The 21451-nt window shown below is 34.9% G+C and carries 21 protein-coding genes; 2 read left to right on the forward strand and 19 right to left on the reverse strand.

Going from position 1 to position 21451, the window contains the following annotated elements:
- Window positions 1–206: 206 nt before the first annotated feature.
- Complete coding sequence (locus F5ESL0233_RS06835; RefSeq protein WP_122059399.1) at window positions 207–623, reverse strand: hypothetical protein; 417 nt, start codon at window positions 621–623, stop codon at window positions 207–209.
- A 7-nt stretch (window positions 624–630) separates the two neighbouring features.
- The gene (locus tag F5ESL0233_RS08290) at window positions 631–801 is read right to left on the reverse strand and encodes a hypothetical protein (protein ID WP_158593141.1); all 171 of its coding nucleotides are present in this window, start codon (window positions 799–801) and stop codon (window positions 631–633) included.
- A gap of 117 nt (window positions 802–918) precedes the next feature.
- Between F5ESL0233_RS08290 and F5ESL0233_RS06840 the strand changes: the two genes are divergently transcribed.
- Complete coding sequence (locus tag F5ESL0233_RS06840; protein WP_122059401.1) at window positions 919–2334, forward strand: C69 family dipeptidase; 1416 nt, start codon at window positions 919–921, stop codon at window positions 2332–2334.
- A gap of 561 nt (window positions 2335–2895) precedes the next feature.
- On the opposite strand, the gene F5ESL0233_RS06845 is transcribed toward F5ESL0233_RS06840, so the two are convergent.
- The 4 genes from F5ESL0233_RS06845 to F5ESL0233_RS06860 all read right to left on the reverse strand — a co-directional run bounded on the left by F5ESL0233_RS06845 (window position 2896) and on the right by F5ESL0233_RS06860 (window position 7035).
- Window positions 2896–4170: a UDP-N-acetylglucosamine 1-carboxyvinyltransferase gene (locus F5ESL0233_RS06845; protein WP_122059402.1), complete on the reverse strand. Its 1275-nt coding sequence runs from the start codon at window positions 4168–4170 to the stop codon at window positions 2896–2898.
- Between the two features lie 110 nt (window positions 4171–4280).
- The gene (locus tag F5ESL0233_RS06850; RefSeq protein WP_090092424.1) at window positions 4281–5900 is read right to left on the reverse strand and encodes a CTP synthase; all 1620 of its coding nucleotides are present in this window, start codon (window positions 5898–5900) and stop codon (window positions 4281–4283) included.
- 127 nt (window positions 5901–6027) lie between these two features.
- On the reverse strand, window positions 6028–6585 hold the full coding sequence (gene rpoE, locus F5ESL0233_RS06855; RefSeq protein WP_090092426.1) for a DNA-directed RNA polymerase subunit delta: 558 nt from the start codon (window positions 6583–6585) through the stop codon (window positions 6028–6030).
- Between the two features lie 45 nt (window positions 6586–6630).
- Complete coding sequence (locus F5ESL0233_RS06860; protein WP_122059404.1) at window positions 6631–7035, reverse strand: DUF1934 domain-containing protein; 405 nt, start codon at window positions 7033–7035, stop codon at window positions 6631–6633.
- A 268-nt stretch (window positions 7036–7303) separates the two neighbouring features.
- On the opposite strand from F5ESL0233_RS06860, the gene F5ESL0233_RS06865 reads away from it, so the two are divergent.
- Window positions 7304–8662: an HD domain-containing protein gene (locus F5ESL0233_RS06865; protein WP_122059406.1), complete on the forward strand. Its 1359-nt coding sequence runs from the start codon at window positions 7304–7306 to the stop codon at window positions 8660–8662.
- Between the two features lie 92 nt (window positions 8663–8754).
- On the opposite strand, the gene F5ESL0233_RS06870 is transcribed toward F5ESL0233_RS06865, so the two are convergent.
- From F5ESL0233_RS06870 to F5ESL0233_RS06925, 13 genes are all read right to left on the reverse strand, one after another.
- Window positions 8755–9531, reverse strand: a complete 777-nt coding sequence (locus F5ESL0233_RS06870; protein WP_122059407.1) for an ABC transporter permease — start codon at window positions 9529–9531, stop codon at window positions 8755–8757.
- Between the two features lie 2 nt (window positions 9532–9533).
- Window positions 9534–9893, reverse strand: coding sequence for a hypothetical protein (locus F5ESL0233_RS06875; RefSeq protein ID WP_122059409.1), 360 nt, complete (start codon window positions 9891–9893; stop codon window positions 9534–9536).
- Window positions 9893–10303: an ABC-2 family transporter protein gene (locus F5ESL0233_RS06880; RefSeq protein WP_122059410.1), complete on the reverse strand. Its 411-nt coding sequence runs from the start codon at window positions 10301–10303 to the stop codon at window positions 9893–9895. Before F5ESL0233_RS06880 ends, F5ESL0233_RS06875 begins: the two co-directional genes overlap by 1 nt.
- Entirely contained in the window at window positions 10300–10470 is a 171-nt protein-coding gene (locus tag F5ESL0233_RS08295) for a hypothetical protein (RefSeq protein ID WP_158593142.1), read from the reverse strand. The genes F5ESL0233_RS06880 and F5ESL0233_RS08295 overlap by 4 nt, the downstream gene beginning before the upstream one ends.
- Before the next feature lie 117 nt (window positions 10471–10587).
- Window positions 10588–11247 carry an ATP-binding cassette domain-containing protein gene (locus F5ESL0233_RS06885; protein ID WP_122059412.1) on the reverse strand — a complete coding sequence of 220 codons (660 nt, stop codon included), beginning with the start codon at window positions 11245–11247 and terminating at the stop codon, window positions 10588–10590.
- Between the two features lie 291 nt (window positions 11248–11538).
- Window positions 11539–12510 (reverse strand): ribose-phosphate diphosphokinase, encoded by a 972-nt coding sequence (locus F5ESL0233_RS06890; protein ID WP_090092432.1) that lies wholly within the window; start codon window positions 12508–12510, stop codon window positions 11539–11541.
- A 230-nt stretch (window positions 12511–12740) separates the two neighbouring features.
- Window positions 12741–13847 (reverse strand): DUF871 domain-containing protein, encoded by a 1107-nt coding sequence (locus tag F5ESL0233_RS06895; RefSeq protein WP_122059413.1) that lies wholly within the window; start codon window positions 13845–13847, stop codon window positions 12741–12743.
- A gap of 15 nt (window positions 13848–13862) precedes the next feature.
- Window positions 13863–15221, reverse strand: a complete 1359-nt coding sequence (locus F5ESL0233_RS06900) for a PTS sugar transporter subunit IIC (protein ID WP_122059415.1) — start codon at window positions 15219–15221, stop codon at window positions 13863–13865.
- 289 nt (window positions 15222–15510) lie between these two features.
- Window positions 15511–17148, reverse strand: coding sequence for an SLAP domain-containing protein (locus F5ESL0233_RS06905; protein ID WP_090092438.1), 1638 nt, complete (start codon window positions 17146–17148; stop codon window positions 15511–15513).
- A gap of 141 nt (window positions 17149–17289) precedes the next feature.
- Entirely contained in the window at window positions 17290–18639 is a 1350-nt protein-coding gene (locus F5ESL0233_RS06910; protein ID WP_122059416.1) for an MFS transporter, read from the reverse strand.
- Window positions 18640–18742: 103 nt separating this feature from the next.
- Window positions 18743–20128 carry a bifunctional UDP-N-acetylglucosamine diphosphorylase/glucosamine-1-phosphate N-acetyltransferase GlmU gene (gene glmU, locus F5ESL0233_RS06915; protein WP_122024936.1) on the reverse strand — a complete coding sequence of 462 codons (1386 nt, stop codon included), beginning with the start codon at window positions 20126–20128 and terminating at the stop codon, window positions 18743–18745.
- Between the two features lie 61 nt (window positions 20129–20189).
- Window positions 20190–21020, reverse strand: a complete 831-nt coding sequence (gene purR / locus F5ESL0233_RS06920; RefSeq protein WP_090092441.1) for a pur operon repressor — start codon at window positions 21018–21020, stop codon at window positions 20190–20192.
- A gap of 110 nt (window positions 21021–21130) precedes the next feature.
- Window positions 21131–21376 carry a Veg family protein gene (locus F5ESL0233_RS06925; protein WP_090092443.1) on the reverse strand — a complete coding sequence of 82 codons (246 nt, stop codon included), beginning with the start codon at window positions 21374–21376 and terminating at the stop codon, window positions 21131–21133.
- Window positions 21377–21451 lie beyond the last annotated feature (75 nt).

A 21451-nucleotide genomic window follows, 5' to 3' on the forward strand; every position in this document is an offset into this window, starting at 1 on the left:
ATTAATTTTAACAACAAATTAATAATAATTTATTATATACTTGAGTAATAGGATTACAATATTTTTTGCTTACATCACAATTTCACTTTTGTCTTGTTTAGATAATTTAATCAAACAAACCCCCCATAATTTAGCATCCTAATTATGGGGGTTTTGTTTTCTGCCTCTTAAATAAACTAATTTTTATTAAAAAATCTAATTAAACTTTAGAGTAAATCTTCTTCTACTTTTACTAACATCTTTTCCCCAATCTGCTTAAAAGGCTGATCCTCAATTTTGTCAGTATAACTCATAATGCCACAGGCTGTTTTAAAAAGTAAAAAAGCTTGCATTAACTGGCTAATTTTAGGTTCAGGTAACTTGAGTGTATATCCCTCCATAAAAGCGGCCATTAATTCTGGTTGTAGTTTAAAATCCTGATAAAATAGCTTAATAAAATCTTGGTACTTAACACCCAACTGTACTTTTTCATAATCAATTAATACTAGCTGATTAGTGACAAACTGATAATTACGTACACCCACATCACCGTGTAGAACTGTACTAGAATTAAGTAGCTCTGTTTCAATCATAATTTGATCGTGCACAAAGTACTTAAAGATTTTAATTAATCTATTGCGCATAGAACTACTACGTAACTGCTTTTTCTGTTAGCCAATTACGCTCTTGTAAAAAGACTTTAACAAAAACTGACTGCTGATACTGCTGACTAAAACCAACAAAAGTGCGATTAAACGACTGATGACTAATTACCCTTAGTTTTGCCTGCAACCTTTGCTCTAACAACCGTTTAATTTCCATTACTAGTTACCCTCGACAAAAACAACTATAATTTCTCCTAAAAATCAACCATTTTTTTGCAATTAATGTCCATTTTTTAATACAATATACCTTAAGAACTTTGAAAGGACAATATTTATGAAAAAAGCAGAATGTACAACCATTCTTGTTGGTAAAAATGCCAGTATCGATGGTTCAACTATGATTGCCCGCAGTGAAGATGGTGGTAGAACCATTATTCCAGAAGGGTTTGAAGTTATTACCCCTGAAAAACAACCTAAACACTATGAAAGTGTCATCAGTCACCAAAAAATTGATGATGCAGATTTAGCTGAAACTCCTATGCGTTATACCAGCGCACCTGACGTTTCTGGTGAAAGTGGTATTTGGGCAGCAGCCGGAATCAACTCCGATAACATTGCGATGACTGCGACTGAAACAATTACAACAAATTCCCGTATTCAGGGAATTGATCCACTAGTTAGTGTAGGCGGACTTGGTGAAGAAGATTTTGTTACCCTAACTTTGCCTTATATCCATAGCGCCCTTGAAGGTGTTAAGCGTGTTGGCTACCTGCTAGAAAAATACGGTACCTATGAAATGAATGGGATGGCTTTTGCTGACCACGATGAAATTTGGTACTTGGAAACAATTGGCGGTCACCACTGGATTGCCCGCCGAATTCCAGATGATGCTTACGTAGTTGCCCCTAACCGCTTAAATATTGACGAATTTCACTTTGATCAAGATGACTTTATGGCTGATACGCAACTAGAAGAATTAATTGACACTTACCACTTAAATCCTGATCGTGACGGTTACAATATGCGCCACATCTTTGGTAGTTCAACTATTAAAGATGCTCATTATAATAATCCACGGGCTTGGTATGTCCATAATTATTTTGATCCAGAATTTGGTGGCAAGCCAAGCGATCAAGATCAACCATTCATTTGTCATGCTAACCGCAAGATTAGTATCGAGGACATTTGCTTTGTTGAAAGTTCACACTACCAAGATACCCCATTTGATCCATACGGCGATCAAGGTACGCCTGAACAAAAGAAAGCTTTTCGGCCAATTGCTTTGAACCGTAACTTTGAAACACATATTTTACAAGTTAGAAACGATGTACCAGAAGAAATCGCTGGTGTTCAATGGCTTTGCTTTGGTCCAAATACCTTTAACAGTTTTGTCCCATTCTACACCAACGTTAATAACACACCAGCTAGCTTCCAAACCGGTCCTAAGTTTGACTTGAACAAGATTTTCTGGCTAAACAAGCTAACTGCTCAACTTGGTGACACTAACTTTAAAGTTTACGGTGAATTAGAAAATGATTTTGAGCAAAAATCGTTAGCTGAGTGCCACTTCATTCAACATGAAACTGATAAAAAAGTCGCTGGACTTTCAGGTAAAGCAGTTGAAGATGCCCTAACAGAAGCTAATCAAAAGATGGCCGACCAAGTTTACAACAATACAATTGAGTTGCTCGGCAACATGGTTAACGAAGGACACAGCTTAGCCACATTGAAGTTCGATTTATTAGATTAAGATATAAGTAAAAAGTAATTTGTGAATTACCGCTTAAACTTAAATTTTAACTATAAAGCCTTTTTTATGCCACATTCTTTTTTTGCCCATTCAATCTATATTTTTTAATCATTTGATTGACTTCAGTCTTTACTAAAAAAGATACAGATGAAAATAAATAAAAAAAGTTATATATTAAAAGTAAACTTTATTTTTGCTTATCAACAGCCCTCACCTTATTTGATAAAATTATATTGTATCTTGATTGATTGTAAATATTCCCGTTTTATAAATGCAAAAAAGCACAACTTTGAAAATAAAGTTGTGCTTTTTGGGATTGCTTTTCACCATTTGTAAATAACCACAAGGCGGAACTATCGTAAAACTATTTTCTTTAAGTTTAAAATCTTAAATTCAAGCTTAACCATAAAACCGCTTAGTTAATTAAAACTAAACGGTTTTACTTACTGTATTTTCTTTTTGTGTATTTAATACTTACTGCAACAAAATTATTAACTAGCTCATACTTAAATTATATCCAAAGAATTACCAATAAAAGTACCACTTTTTTATTGATTAAGCTCATTTATCTGGCACATCTTGAATAGTGACATCAGCACCAAGTAATCGCAATTTTTCTTGTACTCGGTCGTAACCGCGCAAAATATTACCAGCATTATTAATAACTGTCTCACCATTAGCCATTAATCCAGCTAACACTAGACAAGCACCAGCGCGAATCTCGCCTGCTGAAACTGTTGCACCATGAAGTTCATCAGTAGGGTGAACTAAAATAACATTATCTTCCGCACTAATATTAGCACCCATTTTACGTAACTGTTCAATGTGACCTATCCTTTTAGGATATATGCGATCAATAATTACGCCTTCACCAGTTTTAGCAGAAAGAAGAAGCGGCGTGATCGGCTGCTGCAAATCAGTTGCAAAACCTGGGTAGGCATCGGTTTTAATCTGGGTCATTTTCAATTCTCCTGCCGGATAAATAAACAGTGAGTCTTCATCTGCATCAATGACGAGTCCCATTTCTTCAACCTTAGCAAGGTAAGAATCTAAATGCTCTTCAATAATATTATGTATGCAAATACCATTACCGATACATCCTGCTAATGAAATATAAGTACCTGCTTCAATGCGATCAGGAATAATAGTATGGGGCGTTCTGGCTTTGAGGAGCTCAACCCCTTCAATTCTTATTGAATCAGTACCAGCCCCCCGAATAATTGCACCCATATTATTTAAAAAAGTAGCTAAATCAATTATTTCTGGTTCTTTGGCAGCATTATTAATAATAGTTTGACCATGGGCCGTAACTGAGGCCATGATAATATTCATAGTTGCTCCAACCGATGGCATTTCCAGGTGAATTGGAGCACCTTCCAAGCCACCAGACGGAGCTGTGATTATTATTTGATCATTTTCATTTTTTACACACGCACCAAGTGCTTCAAAACCCTTAATATGTTGGTCAATTGGGCGGGGACCAATATCATCCCCGCCAGGGAAGCCCACAACAGCCTTACCAAAGCGTCCAAGAAGTGCACCCATAAAATAATACGACGCACGCAAACTCTTAATTTTACCACTTGGTAATGAACTCATCTTAATGTTTTCTGGGTTAATGTGCAAAGTTGTTTGGTGAAATTCACTTTCAACATCCATTTCACTCAGCAAATCCATTAAGTTGTCAACATCTGCAATCCTTGGAACGCCTTCCAAAGTAACTGGTGTACGCGACAAAATAGATGCCGGAATTAAGGCTACCGTTGAGTTCTTAGCACCACCAATCCAGACATCACCCTGTAGGGGCTTTCCACCATGAATTATCATTTGCTTCATTGGCGAAAAAATCCTTTTCTATTTCATTTAATCATAATAATGTTAAAGGAATTTACCAGAAAAAACAAGAGAAGACCTTTGTCTTCTCCATTAAAAATAAAAAAATTTTATTAAAGTTCTTTTTCTGGCAAACCACTGGCTGCACCAATAAATGCCTTATATAATCCTTCAGGTCTTTGGGGTCTACTCAAGAATTCAGGGTGATATTGCGCTGCAACAAAAAACTTATTTTTTGATAGTTCAATTACTTCAACCAAATGATTGTCAGGTGAAACGCCAGCAAAGGTCATACCAGCAGCTTCAAATTCTGATCGATATTCATTATTAAATTCGAAACGGTGACGATGACGCTCTTGAATCACTTCTTGATTATCATAGGCCGCAGCAGTTTTAGTACCTGGCTTTAACGCTGTTGGATAAAGACCTAAACGTAGAGTTCCCCCAATATTCTCTTCATCACGCTTATCAGCCATAATATCAATTACATTATGAGCAGCCTCTGGGTCTACTTCAGCCGTATTAGCATCTTGATAGCCTAAAACATTTCGAGCAAATTCTACTGTTGCCATCTGCATCCCAAGACAAACACCCAAGAAAGGAATATCATTTTCACGAGCATATTTAATTGCAGTAATCATTCCCTCAAGCCCTCGTGTTCCAAACCCACCAGGAACAATTAACCCATCACTGCCTTCCATTAATTTGGCAATGTTAGTTGCAGTAATATCTTCTGCTTGGACTTTTTGAATTTCAATATTAGTATCATAGGCATATCCCGCATGCTTTAAGGCATCAGTCACTGAAATATATGCATCTTCTAATTCAACGTATTTACCAACTAAGGTAATTTTAGTTGTATGCTTTAAATTTTTGACCCGTTCATCAAGTCGAATCCATTCTGCCATATCAGCTTCAGGCTTAGGACTCTTGAGATTAAGAAAATCACAAACTTTTTGATCCATTCCTTGTTCTTTAAAGGCCAATGGCAAATCAAATAGTGATGGTGCATCAATTGATTCGATAATTCGGTCAACTGGAACATCAGTAAAAGTCGAAATCTTATCTTTGTGTTCTTGATTAATTGGCATTTCTGCTCGTAAAACTAACATATTAGGTTGAATACCAATACTACGAAGTTCAGCAACTGAATGCTGGGTTGGTTTTGTTTTCATTTCTTGTGCGGCATGCAAATATGGTACTAAGGTACAATGGATATACATTACGTTCTCTTTACCAACTTCACGGCGCATCTGTCTAATCGCTTCCATAAAAGGTGTTGATTCAATATCTCCAACCGTTCCACCAATTTCAGAAATAACGACATCAGAATCAGTTGTTAGCCCTGCACGCATTATTTTTTGTTTAATCATATCAGTGATATGCGGAATAACCTGCACAGTAGCACCATGGTAATCACCACGGCGTTCTTTTTCTAGAACTTCTTTATAAATTTTCCCAGTAGTGACATTTGAATATTTACTGGTCCGCACATCAACCATGCGCTCATAGTGTCCTAAGTCCAAATCAGCTTCTGTTCCATCATCAGTTACAAAAACTTCCCCATGTTGATATGGATTCATAGTCCCTGGATCAATGTTGATGTAAGGATCAAACTTTTGCATTGTTACCTTTAAACCACGATTCTTTAACAACCGTCCTAGGCTTGAAGCAGTAATGCCCTTTCCCAACGAAGAAACCACACCGCCAGTAACGAAGATATATTTTGTCATTAGCCAAACTCCTTTTGCAAAAATAAAATTAACCCATAAAATAAAAAAAGCTCCCTAACGGGAGCATAAACGCACATAAGGTGCCCAAATAAAATACTATCTATTTTTATTGTTGAAGTCAAGAAAATTATTCGTCTTCTTCATCTTCATCCTCATCATCATTTAATTCTGATAATTGTCCCTCGATACCGTCTGGTAAATCTTCATCCTCATCATCAGCTGCATCAGTGAAATTATCGTCATCCGCAACAAAATCAGTCTCATCAGCAGGGGCAGCATCTAAATCTTCATCCTCAGGATCATCGTTATCATAATCAATGATGTCATCACTACCAGTAGCGCTAGCTAAGAAGGCATTAACCTTCTTATGATGCGTACGAGTATCTTCTTCATCCTCATCTTCAGGATGATTAACCTCTTCATCAACTGATTCATACGGAAACCACGAACGTAGTGCCCAAATATTTTCTCCCATAGAGATAAACTCACCATTAGTGTTCATGTCTGTATAAAATTGAGGCAAACGTTCTCTTATCTCTTCGTCACTCTCACCCAAAAACTTTTGCACAGCATTAACAATATCAGCAAAGGCCATTCTCTTATTGTTATCTTCCAAAATTGCGCGAGCAACTTCAATCATTGATAATTCGTTGCGATTTTTGTCTTTAAAGTCGTTTAATCCCACAATGCATTCCTCTCTTTTGTCAATCTTTTCCATTTTACTAGGCGTTTAAGTAAAAATCAATGTGACGGTATAATTACCTATTAAGTATAGACCACTAAAGAGGTTATATTCAATTCGAAGTTCTTGTGAACCATCAATTTTAGGGAAAAATTTAATTAAATTAGTCATACTTTTTAAATCCATTTGGTAACCTTGCGCTACATATCGACAATTTCGTTGTTCGTTTAAAACAAAATGTAACTGTGAATAATTAGCACTGTCCTGACTGCGCTTAATAATCACATTATTAGGCTTAATTAAAATCTTAACCGGTACTTGACCATCTTCTAAGTATGAAACTCTAGTAACCTCTCCAATTTTAATCAATTCACCCACACTAGTTTTAGTAAATGTTTCACTTTCTTTTTCTTGAACAATTGTACTGGTAAAGTTAACTTTTACTCTAGTCATTGTTTAATTTAAATTCTCCCTTGCCAAACTGTTTATAGCCTTTAAAAATAGTTTATAATTAGCTAGTCTAAACCACATTTTTAAAGCTTTTATTCTGCTTTATTATAAGTTAATTTCCTTTTTTTAGCTAGAAATTCTGCTAGACTCACTTTACAGTTAATCAACGGAGCTGGGGCTAGAATTCAATTAACCTGCATTACTAGAAATTTGTTATAATTAAGATATATAAGTTTTTTGACTACTTAGTTAACCATCTCTGAGGTCCCATATGCCTAAATTTCAAAATATTAAATTAACTAAAGAAATTGTACTGCGTGATCCGGTTCACGAATACATTCATATTGAAGACCAAGTAATCCAAGACCTAGTTGCCACTAAAGAATTTCAGCGTATGCGTAGAATTAAACAGTTGGGGCCGATTGCTTATGTCTTTCCCAGTGCAACACACACCCGCTTTGAACATAACGCCGGAGTTTACGAATTAACTAGACGAATTTGTAATATCTTTGCCCAAAAATATCCCACTCAGCGTTCAGGCGACGGGCTTTGGGATGAAAATAATCGTTTATTAGTTGAATGTGCGGGTCTACTTCATGATATTGGTCATGGGCCCTATTCACACACTTTTGAACACCTTTTTGGCACTGATCATGAAAAAATTGGTCAAAAAATCATTACCGACCCGAACACTGAAGTTAATCAAGTATTACGCCAAGTTACACCTAATTTCCCTGAACTAGTAGCTAGTGTAATTGCTAAAACTTATCCTAATCCCCAAGTAGTAAAATTGATCTCTAGTCAAGCGGATGCTGACCGAATGGATTATCTTAAACGCGACGCCTACTTTACCGGTGTCGCTTATGGTGAATTTGATCTGTCCCGTATTTTACAAGAGATCAGACCATTTAGCGGTGGGATTTGTTTCAGCATGTCAGGCATGCATGCAGTAGAAGATTACATAGTCTCGCGTTACCAGATGTACCAACAAGTTTACTTTCACCGCGTCGGTCGTGCAATGGAAGTAATGCTCCAGCACTTACTAGAACGGGCAAAAATCATTTACCACAAAGGAGTTTTACCAGTAACGCCTGAACTAGCTAATTTTTTAGCAGATAGTTGGACCCTGAACGACTATCTTAAACTAGATGATGGCGTTATGGAAACCAATTTTTTAATGTGGACCGATGCAAATGACCCAATTCTAGCTGATTTAGCAAATCTTTATTTATTTCGTAAACCGTTTGCCAGTATCCGGATTGACGTCGAAACCAAAAATCTCTTACCCAAGCTGAAAGACTTAATTAAACAAGCTGGCTTTGATCCCACCTATTACACGGACACTAACTCCGCTTTTGATGAGCCGTATGATGCTTACAAGCCTAGCGGTAAAAATGCTAATAGCCAAATCGAAATCATGCAAGACGATGGGCAATTGATTGAGTTATCCCAACTTAGTCCTCTTGTACGCGCTCTTAACGGAACTTTACAAGGTGATGAACGTTTCTTTTTTCCTAAAATTATGATGTCGAATAGTGATGAACCACAAATTTTCGATCCCCTTTACCAGCAATTTCAACGCTATATTAAAAATGGTACCTTACGTTATTTAAGAAAACCCCGAAAATAAAAAATAAGCTGAATTTAATTTGGACTTTAAATTACTTAATTCAGCTTATTTTAAGTTTTAAGTAAACAGTTAGGCTTTCAAAATTTTACAACTTAGCTACCCGTACTCTGGTATTTACGTAAAAATAAGCGCCAGAGCTGATAAACTAAAACAAAATAAAGTAAACAAACTAACGGAATGATAACTAACCAGCCCCATTCGTGTTTATCTGCAATGCGTTCTTGTGGAATAGAAGCTACCCAGCCAATCGGTATAATAAAAGTCATTATCACTTTTAATAATCCTGAATAAATTGTCAAAGGATACTTACTCATTTCAAAGAAGTCGAAAGTGGTTTCTGCCAAATCAGCCAAGCCATTAGAAAATAGAGCTACGGTGTTGCCTAAAACTGCCAGACTTAAGAAAATTAACGACGTGAATAGCGCAATAAAAATAAACATTACTGTAATATACCAAGGATTATTTAATTGAAAATCAACAATAATTAATAATAAAAGAGCAACCAATAAATCGCCCCATGAATCTTCATTAACCCGCTCATTAATTATTTGAAAGAGGGGATTGACGGGCTTAATTAAAATTGTATCAAGACTGCCTCTATGAATATAAGTAGCAATATTAAGGGTATTAATAAAAAAACAGCGAAATATGGCCCAGGATAAAGTGGCTAAAGCATAGGTTAATAGCAATTGTTCAAAACTGTATCCCTTAATTCGTGGCACAAGGTTAAAAATAAAACGTAGCGCCACAATATTTAATCCATTTTGGATTATCATTCCTAAAATCGCAAAGTAAAAGTCTAAATCATAAATAGCAAGTGATTTAAGGTTTACCTTTAGATAAGTCAATAATAGTTTCAAATAGCGCATGGTTAACCTCCCTGAATAACAGTTTTAGTGCTGGACCACTTGAAGAGAACCTTGAATAGCAATATCAAAAATATGATATAACCTATTTGAATTACGACAATCTGTAAAAATAATTGCCAAGAAGGAGTTTGTACTAGCATGCCGACCGCACTAAATGAATATTGAAAAGGCAAATAGGACGCTACCTGTTTTAATACTTGCGGATAAAAGTAAGCCGGAAAGACATTACCCGCCAAGATCAAAAGTAGGGCTTCCTTGAAAGTGGCAATCCCCCAGATACTATAGGTATAAAAAGTAAAAGTACCCAAAATCAATTCTAGCTCAAAATATAAAATGTAGGCTAAAACACCTGTAACTAGCACTAACAAAACTGCCAGTAAGTTGAATTGAAAATCCAACACCCAAAAGTAAAGGGCAAGATCAACTCCCTCACGATTACTAACTTGGTGATAGAATAACCTAAACTTTCCCAAAATAATTGGGTGGCAATTGATACTGGTTTTAATAAATCAAGTGCAATATCGCCTGAGCGAATTTGATCATTAAGATCATAGCTTGACTTAGGAAACAAAATACTCAAAAGTTGCATTAAAATAAGATAGCTTAGTGTTTGCTTAAATTCTATTATTGGACGATTAACTAAAACAGCCTGCCATAAAAAATATTGCACCACAATTGAAATTAGTGAAGAAAAAAGATAAAAAAGCAAAATATATTTCGAGGAAAAGCCTTTTTTTAGCCCAAGCTTGAGCAACATCATGCGATAACTCATTGGCGTTCACCTGCTTTACCGACATGGGCGAGAAGGTACTCTAATTTCCCACTTTTGACTTCAATATTATCAATTGGAATTTTAGCCGTAATTTTACTCAAAGTAGCCATAATTTCGTTATGACTAATCCCACTAAGTTGATAGTTGCCATTTTCAAGCAATTGCAACTGTGACCAATTTTTTTGTAAGTCATTGTACCGGCTCTTTTTACTAGTAAATGTGATTGTAGCTGGTACATCAAGATTAGCTAGCTCTTGACTACTCTTATCTAAAACTAGGTATCCTTAATTGAGAATAATTGTACGTGAACAAACTTTTTCTACCTCATCCAAATCATGTGACGTAAAGATAATTGTTTTATTAGTTAGCGTCTTTAAAAAATGAACAATGCTATTCTTACTTAAAACATCTAAGCCAATCGTGGGTTCATCCAAAATAATTAAATCTGGATCATGAATTAAAGCTGCAATAAATTCAACTTTCATTCGTTGCCCCAGACTAAGGCTGCGCACTGGTTGAAAGAGAAAATCTTTCGCATCAAGCATCTGAGATAACTCCCTTACTCGCTGCTCAAAACTTGTTTGTGGTACTTGATAAAGTTCTTGATTTAAACGAAAAGTATCCATCGCCGGTAAATCCCAGCGTAATTGGCTTCTTTGCCCAAAGACCACCCCGATTTTCAGAGCATTTTTTTGACGATTATCTACTGGCACGCAACCAAAGGTTTCTACTTTACCGCTAGTTGGTTGCAAAATACCAAGAATCATTTTAATCAAAGTAGACTTACCCGACCCATTTAAGCCAACCAAGCCGACATGTTCACCTGCTTTAATTTGAAAGGAAACATCATGGACAGCTAGAATTTGCTGGTATTTTTTATGAAATAGTGTGGCTGATACTACTTTTTGGTATTCTTTATAAAGGTTTTTGGTTTCAACAATCATTTATTATTCTCCATTATTAATATTTTTCTTCATAACTACATAAACTCTGCTTTTAGATAGCAATTGAAAGAAAAATATTAGCAATCTGTCATATTTTTATTGATGTAAACCTTAATTATTTTCGCTTTAATTAATATAAACATTTTAATTATATGCAAGCATGATTAAATTATCAATGTTATTTTTATTTTTATTTAATGAATCAAAAATAAAAAAGTATCAAACTACTTAGTAGCCTGATACTTAAATTGGTTAATATTTAACTAAATTACTAAAATGTTGCTTTTTAGTCTAGTGTTGATCTTCTTGATAACGCGTATTAAATAGTGGACTCAATGGCTCATTCTTTTGAATACATTTAATCGCATCACCCATCAATGGACCAACCGAAACTAATAAAGTTTTATCCAATTTCTTTTCTTCAGGTTGGTTAATTGAGTCAGTCAAAACCAAATTCTTAATTGGGGAATCATTTAACCTTTTAATAGCTGGACCTGATAAAACAGCATGAGTTGCACTTGCATAAACCTCTGTAGCACCAGCATCAATTAAAGCTTGGGCTGCCAATGTAATGGTGCCCGCAGTATCAATCATATCATCAATAATAATTGCCCGTTTACCTTTAACGTCACCGATAATATTCATTACTTCAGCAACATTAGCTCGTGGTCGCCGTTTATCTACAATCGCAATGGACGTGCCTAAAAACTCAGCTAATTTTCGTGCTCGCGTAACACCACCATGATCTGGAGAAACAACCACAGCATCTTTTTCCAAATGATTGCATAAAAAGTAATCAGCTAATAATGGTGCGCCCATTAAATTATCAACTGGAATATCGAAAAAGCCTTGAATTTGTGGTGCATGCAAATCTAATGATAAGACTCTAGTTGCACCAGCTTCTTGCAACATATCAGCAACAAGCTTAGCTGTAATTGGCTCACGTGGGCGAGTTTTACGATCTTGACGTGCATAACCATAATATGGGATTACAATATTAATTGTTTGCGCACTAGCCCGACGCACAGCATCAATCATAATTAATAATTCCATTAAGTTATCATTTACTGGAACGCTCAATGACTGAATCAAATAAACGTCTTTCCCACGAACTGATTCATCAATATTAATTTGAATTTCACCATCACTAAAGCGCTGAACACTTGACTTACTTAACGGTATTCCAACTCGCTCGGCAATCTTTTGGGCAAGCGGTACATTTGAATTCAGGGCAAACAACATCATGTTGTCTTTATAAGACATAATTTCCTCCGTCTAATCTTTGGTTAACAACTTATTATTTTAGCAAAAGTTGTCTGAAAAAGTTATTCCTATCTTATTATTCAACTTTACAAAGCGACATTCAAGCCTTTAAGACCAGATATTGTGTATTTTTTTATTTAAACTATTTACTATCAAAATAAAAACCTTAACTTTCAATAGAAATTTAAGGTTTTTATTTTTTAGCCGTTACAATCACTGTAACAATTTATTTAGTTGTTTTTGGCATTTTTAAGAATAAAAGTGCTCCACGGTTCAATTGCATCCAATAAGTCAAGATCGTCTTCTCTTAAATGACCAACCAAGTTACGCCGACCATCATTTTCAAATGGAGTCAAAACCAGTTGCAACTCACCTTTATAACGTGGATATTTGTCATTCACAATTACCACATCACCATAATCAAAAACTTCTTTAATTTCAGTTTGTGCTGGAATCGCTTCGTTTGCATAAACTACTCGTGGTTTAGTATCCCGCAACAAATATGCTGAAGCATCACCACGATACAGATGAACATCTTTTAAGCAAATTGTTTGTTCAATTGGCAAAACATTACCTGTAAATTCTATGCTCAAAGTAGGAAAAGGACTATTAAAAGCAGCAGCCGCTTGAGCCAACTCCTCTTCAGTAGCAAAAGCATTGCCAATAATGATATCATCAATCATTTTACTTAATCTTAAGTGAGTTACTTGACTAAAAATATTTCTGTCGCGATCATTTTCCATCGTTGGCAAACCTTCGTGGACTGGCCAAGGACCAAATTGAGCATGCTTAGATGAAATAAAAGCAGCAGTATGCAACCCATAGTCACGGTATTTTTGTGAATATTCGTAAAAAATCTCTTCACTTAGACCAGTATATTCTTGCGGATAGAAGTTATGACAACCAATTAAATTATCTTCTTCCGGGTCATAAGACATAATACTGTCTAAATAATTAGTACCCCGACTCATATTTAATTCGATTTTTAAGCCATAAGGATTATGCGTCATCGCCGCTTCTTCAATACCACTAAATCCCTCATCTAGCCGTAATCCCCAAACACCTAAATCTTGGAAAAAGCTAAGATCATTATAGTCAATTCTTAATTCTTTAAATAGTGCGGGATTTATATCAACAACTGTTTTGAAGCCTAATTGATTAGCATAATCAACGTCTTCTTTAAGACGGGCCAACAAATCCTCTCCACTATCACTTTTTAATTGTAAAAGTGACGTAAAAATACGCTGGTAGCCATATTTTTTGGCTAAATCCATATATTCCTTATCTTGTATAAAAGTACTTTGTTCAGGATAAAGTGAAATTCCTAATTGTTTCATTAAATATAACTCCTATTAAGCCTCAGCTTGTGTATTAACGTTGTTAGCAGCTTTAACAAATGGCACATAGATTAAGAAACCAATTACCATATTAACTAGTTGCAAAACGACTGCGCGCCAATCCATTGTACCAATAAAAGCATTCAAAATAGGCGGCATCGACCATACAATTTGTGTTCTGACACGTGAAACTAATCCCATGGTTAAAGCAGCATAAGACGTTGATACCATAATCAGAGGTGAAATAACAAATGGAATAAAGTAAATCGGATCTAGCACGATTGGCATTCCAAACATGACTGGTTCATTAATATTAAAAATTCCAGGAACAAGTGATAGCTTAGCTACTGCTCGTTGATCTTCACGCGTTGAAAAGGCTAAAATTGCTAAAATTAGTAACAAGGTGGAGCCAGCACCACCAATCCAAACATAAAGATCAAAATCCGATCTTGTCCACAAATATGGCAAAGATTGACCTTTATGAGCAGCATTCATATTAGCAATTAAAGCTGTAGTCCAGATACTTTCAATTACAGGAGCCAAAACATTTGTACCATGAATGCCGAAGAACCAGAATAATTGCACTAAGAAAGTTATTAATAAAACTGACCAATATCCTTGACTAACTTTCATTAATGGTTCTTGAATTGTCTTTGAAATAAAGTCAATTACAGTCATTTGATTAAGACTGAAAAGATAGTTAATTATTCCCACAAGGTATAAACCTGCAGTTGCTGGAATAATACCGGTAAAAGCTTTTGCTACTGCTGGTGGGACGGTATCGGGCATCTTAATAGTAATATTTTTTTTCATAAGCCAAATATAAATAGTTACCGAAATGGCCCCCATAATCATTACCGTAAAGAAACCAGCAGCTCCAAAATATTTTCCAAAATTAAAATAACCCCATGCACTAACATTTTTACCAGCAACAGTTGCTCCAGCATCAGTCATAGTCTTAATATCACCTTTAGTCAAAACTTCCTTTAAAACTAAAGAAAAATTTTGCGGCAAGCCCATGATAAAGGTTCCTAAAGTTACCAGTCCACCAGTAATGGGTTCAACCTTGTACTGAACACACATTTGGTAGCCAAATGTAAATGAAAATAACAACCCTAAGATAGCAGTTGATCCTGTCCAAACCATTGCATTAATGCCAATTAACCATTGCATTGAGTTGACAAAACCAGTCCAGCCAAATTGATTTGGTAAATCTCTGATTAAAGAATTAATAACATTGGCAACTGAACCCGCTAACATTAATGGCATCATTGCAATGAAGGCATCACGCAAGGCAATTAGCCAGCGTATTGAACCAATCTTAGCAGCGACTGGAACAACATGCTTATTTAACCAATTAATTAAAGCATTCATAATTTTCCTCCTACTATTTTTACTCCCTGTATATTATAGCATAGTATTTGTATCCGCTTTACATTATATAAAAAAACAGATATTAATATTTATTATATAGCAGGCAATGTTTCCTTAACTACATTTAATTAATCATTTAAGGCTTTATTAGCTTACACAATCTAAAGTAATAAATCTAGCTATTTATTAATTCCAGTATATTAGTTTTAACTTTAACCATTAAAAAAAGCAGGTAAAAGTCATATTTGCCTTTTACCTGCTTTTTGAGCTATATCTTTGATTATCTTAATTACTTAACAATAGTTGCATAATCTTCAATATTTAATGTTTGTTCAAACCCATTAGCACTAGTAATCGTTAAAACAGTATTGTTATTACTAAATTTAACAGTATTCTTGTCAACACCGTTAGCAGTAGCTACTAATTGTACTATTTGATTTGCTTCATCCATGGTTAAGTTTTTCAAATCATTAACTACAACCTTCTTACCATTAAGCGCAGCCTTAGCCTTGCTAATTTTATTTACTTCATCTTTAACACTAGCAACAGTTGCATTAGCACTGTTCACTTGGCTACCGGAAGTAATGGCTGCATCGTAAGCATCACGTAAAGCTTTACTTGATAATTTGTAGCTATCACTTGTTTTAATAGTCGTGGCTTCAGTTAACGCAGCTTGTAAAGTCTTCTTATCTGCATCAGTCGCCATAACAGTTTCTTCTTTTGCGGCTTCCGCTGTATTAACAGGGATTAATTTATCACCTGCAATTGTACTAATATCACTTGCTTTAAGGTAGCCATTCTTATCACTTTGTAACTTATAGAATAATTCAGCCTTATTTTCACTTTCAATCCAAATATAACGTAATTCATTTACACGGGCTGTATGACCTTTAGCAAAAGTCTTAGTTGATTGCATAACCCCTTTGCTATTATAAACGTTAGCATCCTGACCTAATGTGGCAATTGTCCCGTTTTGTTTATCATCAGGTTTAGCATTAGAAGGCGTTAATTGCTTACCAGTAATGATGCCAACATTATTTTTCTTAATCCAATTATCATCACCAGGATAATTTTTATCATTTACATGATAAAAGAGATTTTTACCAATGTACTGCAACTTATCAACTTGAATCTTTTGACCGCTCTTAACTACTTTGCTTTTTGAGCTACCTTTACCATCATAAAGATATGAATTATGATTTAAGGTAATTACCGTTGGGTCATTTTGATTGTCTGACGGTGTTTTGTCATCATCTTTTTCTGGCTTCTTATTAATTGGTTTTAATGCAGTACCAGTAGTTGACCCTACATTATTAGCCTTAATGAATTGATTCTTTTCACCACTAATCCGATAATAAAGTTTACCACCAATATAAACTAATTGATCAACTGCAATTACTTGACCCTTCTTGATTTTTTTCTTATTAGTTTTGCCTTTTTCATCATAAATATAGGCATTACTCTTTAATTTAGCTGTGGTAGATGACTGGTCTGTTTTTTCACTTTTTTTAGGATTAACTTTCTTGCCGTCAACATAACCTACATTAGCAGCTTTGACATAAGCATTACCACCAAGGTCATAAAAATCAACATCATTAATTGTCTTTTTAGTATTGTAGTTTAAAGTAACACCCTTAGCTATTACAGTATACTTAGCACTACCCATGTAGCTCTTAAGCCGTTTGCCATTTTTATCATAAACATAAGCATTCCGACTTAATTTAATTGTGCCTCGCTTTGAAGTACTATTCTTTTTTGAACTGGTTTTCTTTGCAGTATCTTTTTTAGAAACAGACTTATTAGTTTTGGTATCAGTTTTATTAGTCTTAGCAGCTTGTACTAATGATGCTTGACTTGCACTCAAAATTGGACTAACGCCAAGAAGCGCAGCAGTTGATACCATCAATAACTTATGACTTAATTTCATTTATCTATTTACCTCACTAAAATTTAATTTACTAATTCTTATTATATACTAAAATGTAATTCTAATAAATCGACTTTAAAATAGCTTACTTTTTCTTAATACTCTACTTACTCTAGGAAACTCAAATTAATTATTTCCAATTTATAAATTAATTTGTGATTTTTTTTGCATTTTTGTTTCACTAACTGCTGTATAAAGTAAAAAAACAAGTGCTAGAATTGATGCACCATATAAGACAGTATTACTTGCTAGCCAACCAAATTTTGCAACTAAAATACCAATCAGTGCTGTAGCTAAAGATTCACCAAAAATATATTGGAAAAAGCCCATAAAGCCAGTAGATGCTCCCACAGCAAATTTAGGGACAACTTCATTAATCATTAATCCAACCAAAGTCAATGGTGCATAAATCAAATTGCCCATGATTATTAAAGCGGCAATAATTAAAGTATGATTATTATTAAAAAAATAAATCGTTAAACAAATTAATGTGCCAAGCACACAAAAAATTGAAACTAATGCTCGTCGACCCTTTAAAGCATCTGAAATAGCACCCATAATGATTACTCCTGGAACAGATGCTAATTCAAAAATACCAATTAACCATTTTGCATTTGCAGGATCAAAGCCCTTATTTTGAACTAAATAAGCGGGAATCCAGCTTTGAATACCATACCTAACTAAATAAAGTGACATCGAAGTTAATGTTACAGCCCAAACTAGTTTATTTTTTAAAATATACTTAATAAAAATTTGGCCAACATTCAAGTCAGTTTGATCAGAAGTTGAAATTTGCCCATCGTTTAGAATAACTCGATCATCCGTATAAGTTGCAATATCTGGGAGTCCAACAACTTTTGGTCGATCTGCTCCTAAAACTAGGATTAATATACAAAGCACAAATGAAACAGCTGATGCCGTATAAAAGACAGCTGCAATTGAACCAGAAAATAAAAAAACAGCCAGTTGAACAATTGCTACACAAATAAAGGAGCCAGCATTATGGGCTGACGACCAAATCGAATACATTGTGCCTCGCATTCGTGGCCCCCACCAAAGTTGAATCATTTTTTGGCATGCAGCAGCCCCCATTCCCTGCGTTATTGCCATTATAAACATCAATGCCATCATGATGTATAAGTTGCTGGTCGACCCTAAAAAGATATTTATAAATGCTGATAATAATAAGCCAACCATTAGGTAGCGATTGGCATCACATTTATCAGCTAATACCCCCATAAATAGCTTAGCTACACCATAACCAATTCCAAAACAAGATAAAATCAACCCAACATTAGCAGTTGTAAAGTGATATGCTTTCATAATGTCATTTTGTTCAGCTGTAAAAACTAGACGAATAATATAGTAACCAATATAACCTATGCAAGTAGCTAACAAGACACCTAATTGATGCCATCTGTAGGTCTTGGCAATTTTTTCTGGTGGTATTTGCTCCTCCTTATCTGGTTGTTTTAAAAGCCAACTAATCATTATCATTCCCCCTTTCATCACTTATGATAGCACTTTCTTATTAAGGACAACATTTATTTTTTAGTAATTAAAAAGCTCTAGTTTAAACTAGAGCTTTTAGCGTTTACTGCCAATTGGGATCATTAGCTAAAGGAAGCCTATGCCAATAATTAGGTTTATTTACTTGTTTACCGCGAGCGATTGCCATATCATATTGACTAACATCTTTAGTTATAGTTGAATCAGCGGCTATAAAAGCATGATCAGCCACATTTACTGGAGCAACCAATGTCGAGCCTGAGCCAATAAAAGATCGGTTACCAACGGTTGTATGATCCTTTTGCACACCATCGTAGTTAGCAAAAATTGTCCCACAACCTACATTGACATCTTTACCCAAAGTAGCATCACCCACATAAGTCAAATGACCAACTTTAGAATTCTGCCCAATTTCAGCATTTTTAACCTCAACAAAGTTACCAATATGAACGCCTGCTTCGATAATAGAATTGGTGCGTAGATGTGAGTTAGGACCTATATCACTATGATCGGCCATTTTTGCTCCTTCAATAGTTGACGAAGTAATAGTCACCTTATTGCTAATTTGAGAATCAATAATACGCGAACCAGCAGTAATTAAACAATTATTACCGATTACTGTTTTACCTTTAATTACGACATTACCCTCAATTACGGTGTCACTACCAATTTTTACATCTGCATCAATATAGGCAGTATCTGGATCAACAAAAGTGACCCCTTCTCGCATATGCTGCTCATTAATTCTTTTTTGCATAATTTTAGTAGCTTGTGCTAAAGCTATGCGGTCATTTACCCCTATGCTTTCACTAAAGTCATGCATTTTATAAGCACCAATACGCTGATTATTATTACGCAGAATTTCTAATACATCAGTTAAGTAGTATTCACCTTGTGCATTATCGTTAGTTACCTGCTTAAGGGCAGTAAAAAGCTGCTTATTATCAAAGCAAAAGACACCTGTATTGATTTCTTTAATTTTCAATTCTTCAGGACTACCATCTTTTTGTTCTACAATCCGTAAAACATTATCTTGTTCATCCCGAATAATTCGACCATAACCATATGGATTAGGTGCTTGTGCTGTTAAAACAGTAGCAGCATTACCTTTATTTTGATGGTAGTCAAACAACTTTTGTAAAGTCTTACTTGTAAAAAGTGGAGTATCTCCTGTAATTACTAAGGTAGCGCCGTCCTCTTGAGCTAACTGCTTTTCTGCTGTTAAAACTGCATCGCCCGTGCCTAACTGTTTTTTTTGTAAAACAAACTCAGATTTCCCAGCTAAAACAGTTTTTACTTTTTCTGCTCCATTACCAACTACTGTAACTATTTTATCTGGTTCTATTGCTTGAGCTGCTTCAACTACATGTTCGACCATTGATTTTCCACAAACTTGATGCAAAACTTTATATAGCTTTGACTTCATTCGTGTACCCTTACCGGCTGCAAGTACAACTACAAATTTTTTCATTAAATTCAGCCTCTTTTATATTCTTAAGTTACTACCATATTTTAACATATCATTTTATATGCTAAAAGCGGTTAAAGTTAGTATGTCCAAGTAGTGTACCGGGTTCAGCTACAATTATCTTTTGCTTATCATTTACATCTTTTATCCTAATTAAAGATAAGTGTCCCTCAATTACTTTTTCATCATCAAAGTCCGCTTCACATAAAACACAAATTCCAGCAATATTACTATTAAACTCTTTTACTAACTGTCTCATCCCCGTCAAGGTACCACCAGCCATCATAAAATCATCTACTAGTAAGACATTTGAATTTTCTTTTAAAGCTCTAGTGGGAAGTTCCATTTTGGAAACACGATCAAGCGAAGAAGAAATATAATTAACGGAGACAGTAGCTCCTTCAGTTACCTTTGACCGCTTGCGGGCTGTAATAAATGGTACATTCAAATACCGTGCAACTGCTTGAGCTAATGATATTCCCTTAGTCTCGATTGTCATTACCACATCAATATTGGAATAAGCATAACGGGTAGCAATTATTTTCCCAATTTTATCTAAGTCTTGTGGATTACCTAAAATATCTGAAAGATAAACAAAACCACCTGCTAAAATTCGTTCTGAACTTTCAATTCTTTTAGCTAAGTCTTGTAAATATTGGGTAACATTTTTTTTGCCCCAAAACGGAATGTACCTTACTCCTCCAGCAGCTCCAGCAACTGTTTCTAAAATACCATCTTGATTATCAGCCAAAGTATGCTTTAAAATAGTTAAATCCTCAGAAATTGATGACTTAGCGGCTCCATAGCGCGTTGCAAAAAAAGGTAATGAAATCAGATTGTGTGGTCGCTCCATTAAATATTTCGTCATATCAACTAGTCTTTCTGAACGTTTCATAAATTATCCTCTCTAATGTTTACTTTTTCTACTATACTCTGAACCACAAAAAAAGGCACTAACATTTTAAAATGTTACTACCAAAAAATTATTTTTACTTTTTACTGTAACTATTCCGTCACATCATCGAACTTTAAAGTGATGTTTTTGGTTAACAAGTCGGTATAACTATATGAGACATGCTCAAAATTATTCTGATCTTGATCTAAGTCAACCACAAAAACTGCTGGAAATGTTTCCCGCAAAATTCCCCGTCTCTTAGTAACCTTCTTCCGACCTGCTCTTGCAACCACAGTTAATGAATCACCCAAATGTGAATCCAATTTTTGCTTAATGGTAATAATTGATGTTGGCACTGATAACAACTCCTTTGGGGGAATTTTACCATGTTATCATTATTTTTTCAATCATTTTTAAAGCTAAATCCGAAT

It is taken from the genome of Lactobacillus sp. ESL0233 (genome assembly GCF_003692995.1).
Classification (GTDB): Bacteria; Bacillota; Bacilli; order Lactobacillales; family Lactobacillaceae; genus Lactobacillus; species Lactobacillus bombicola.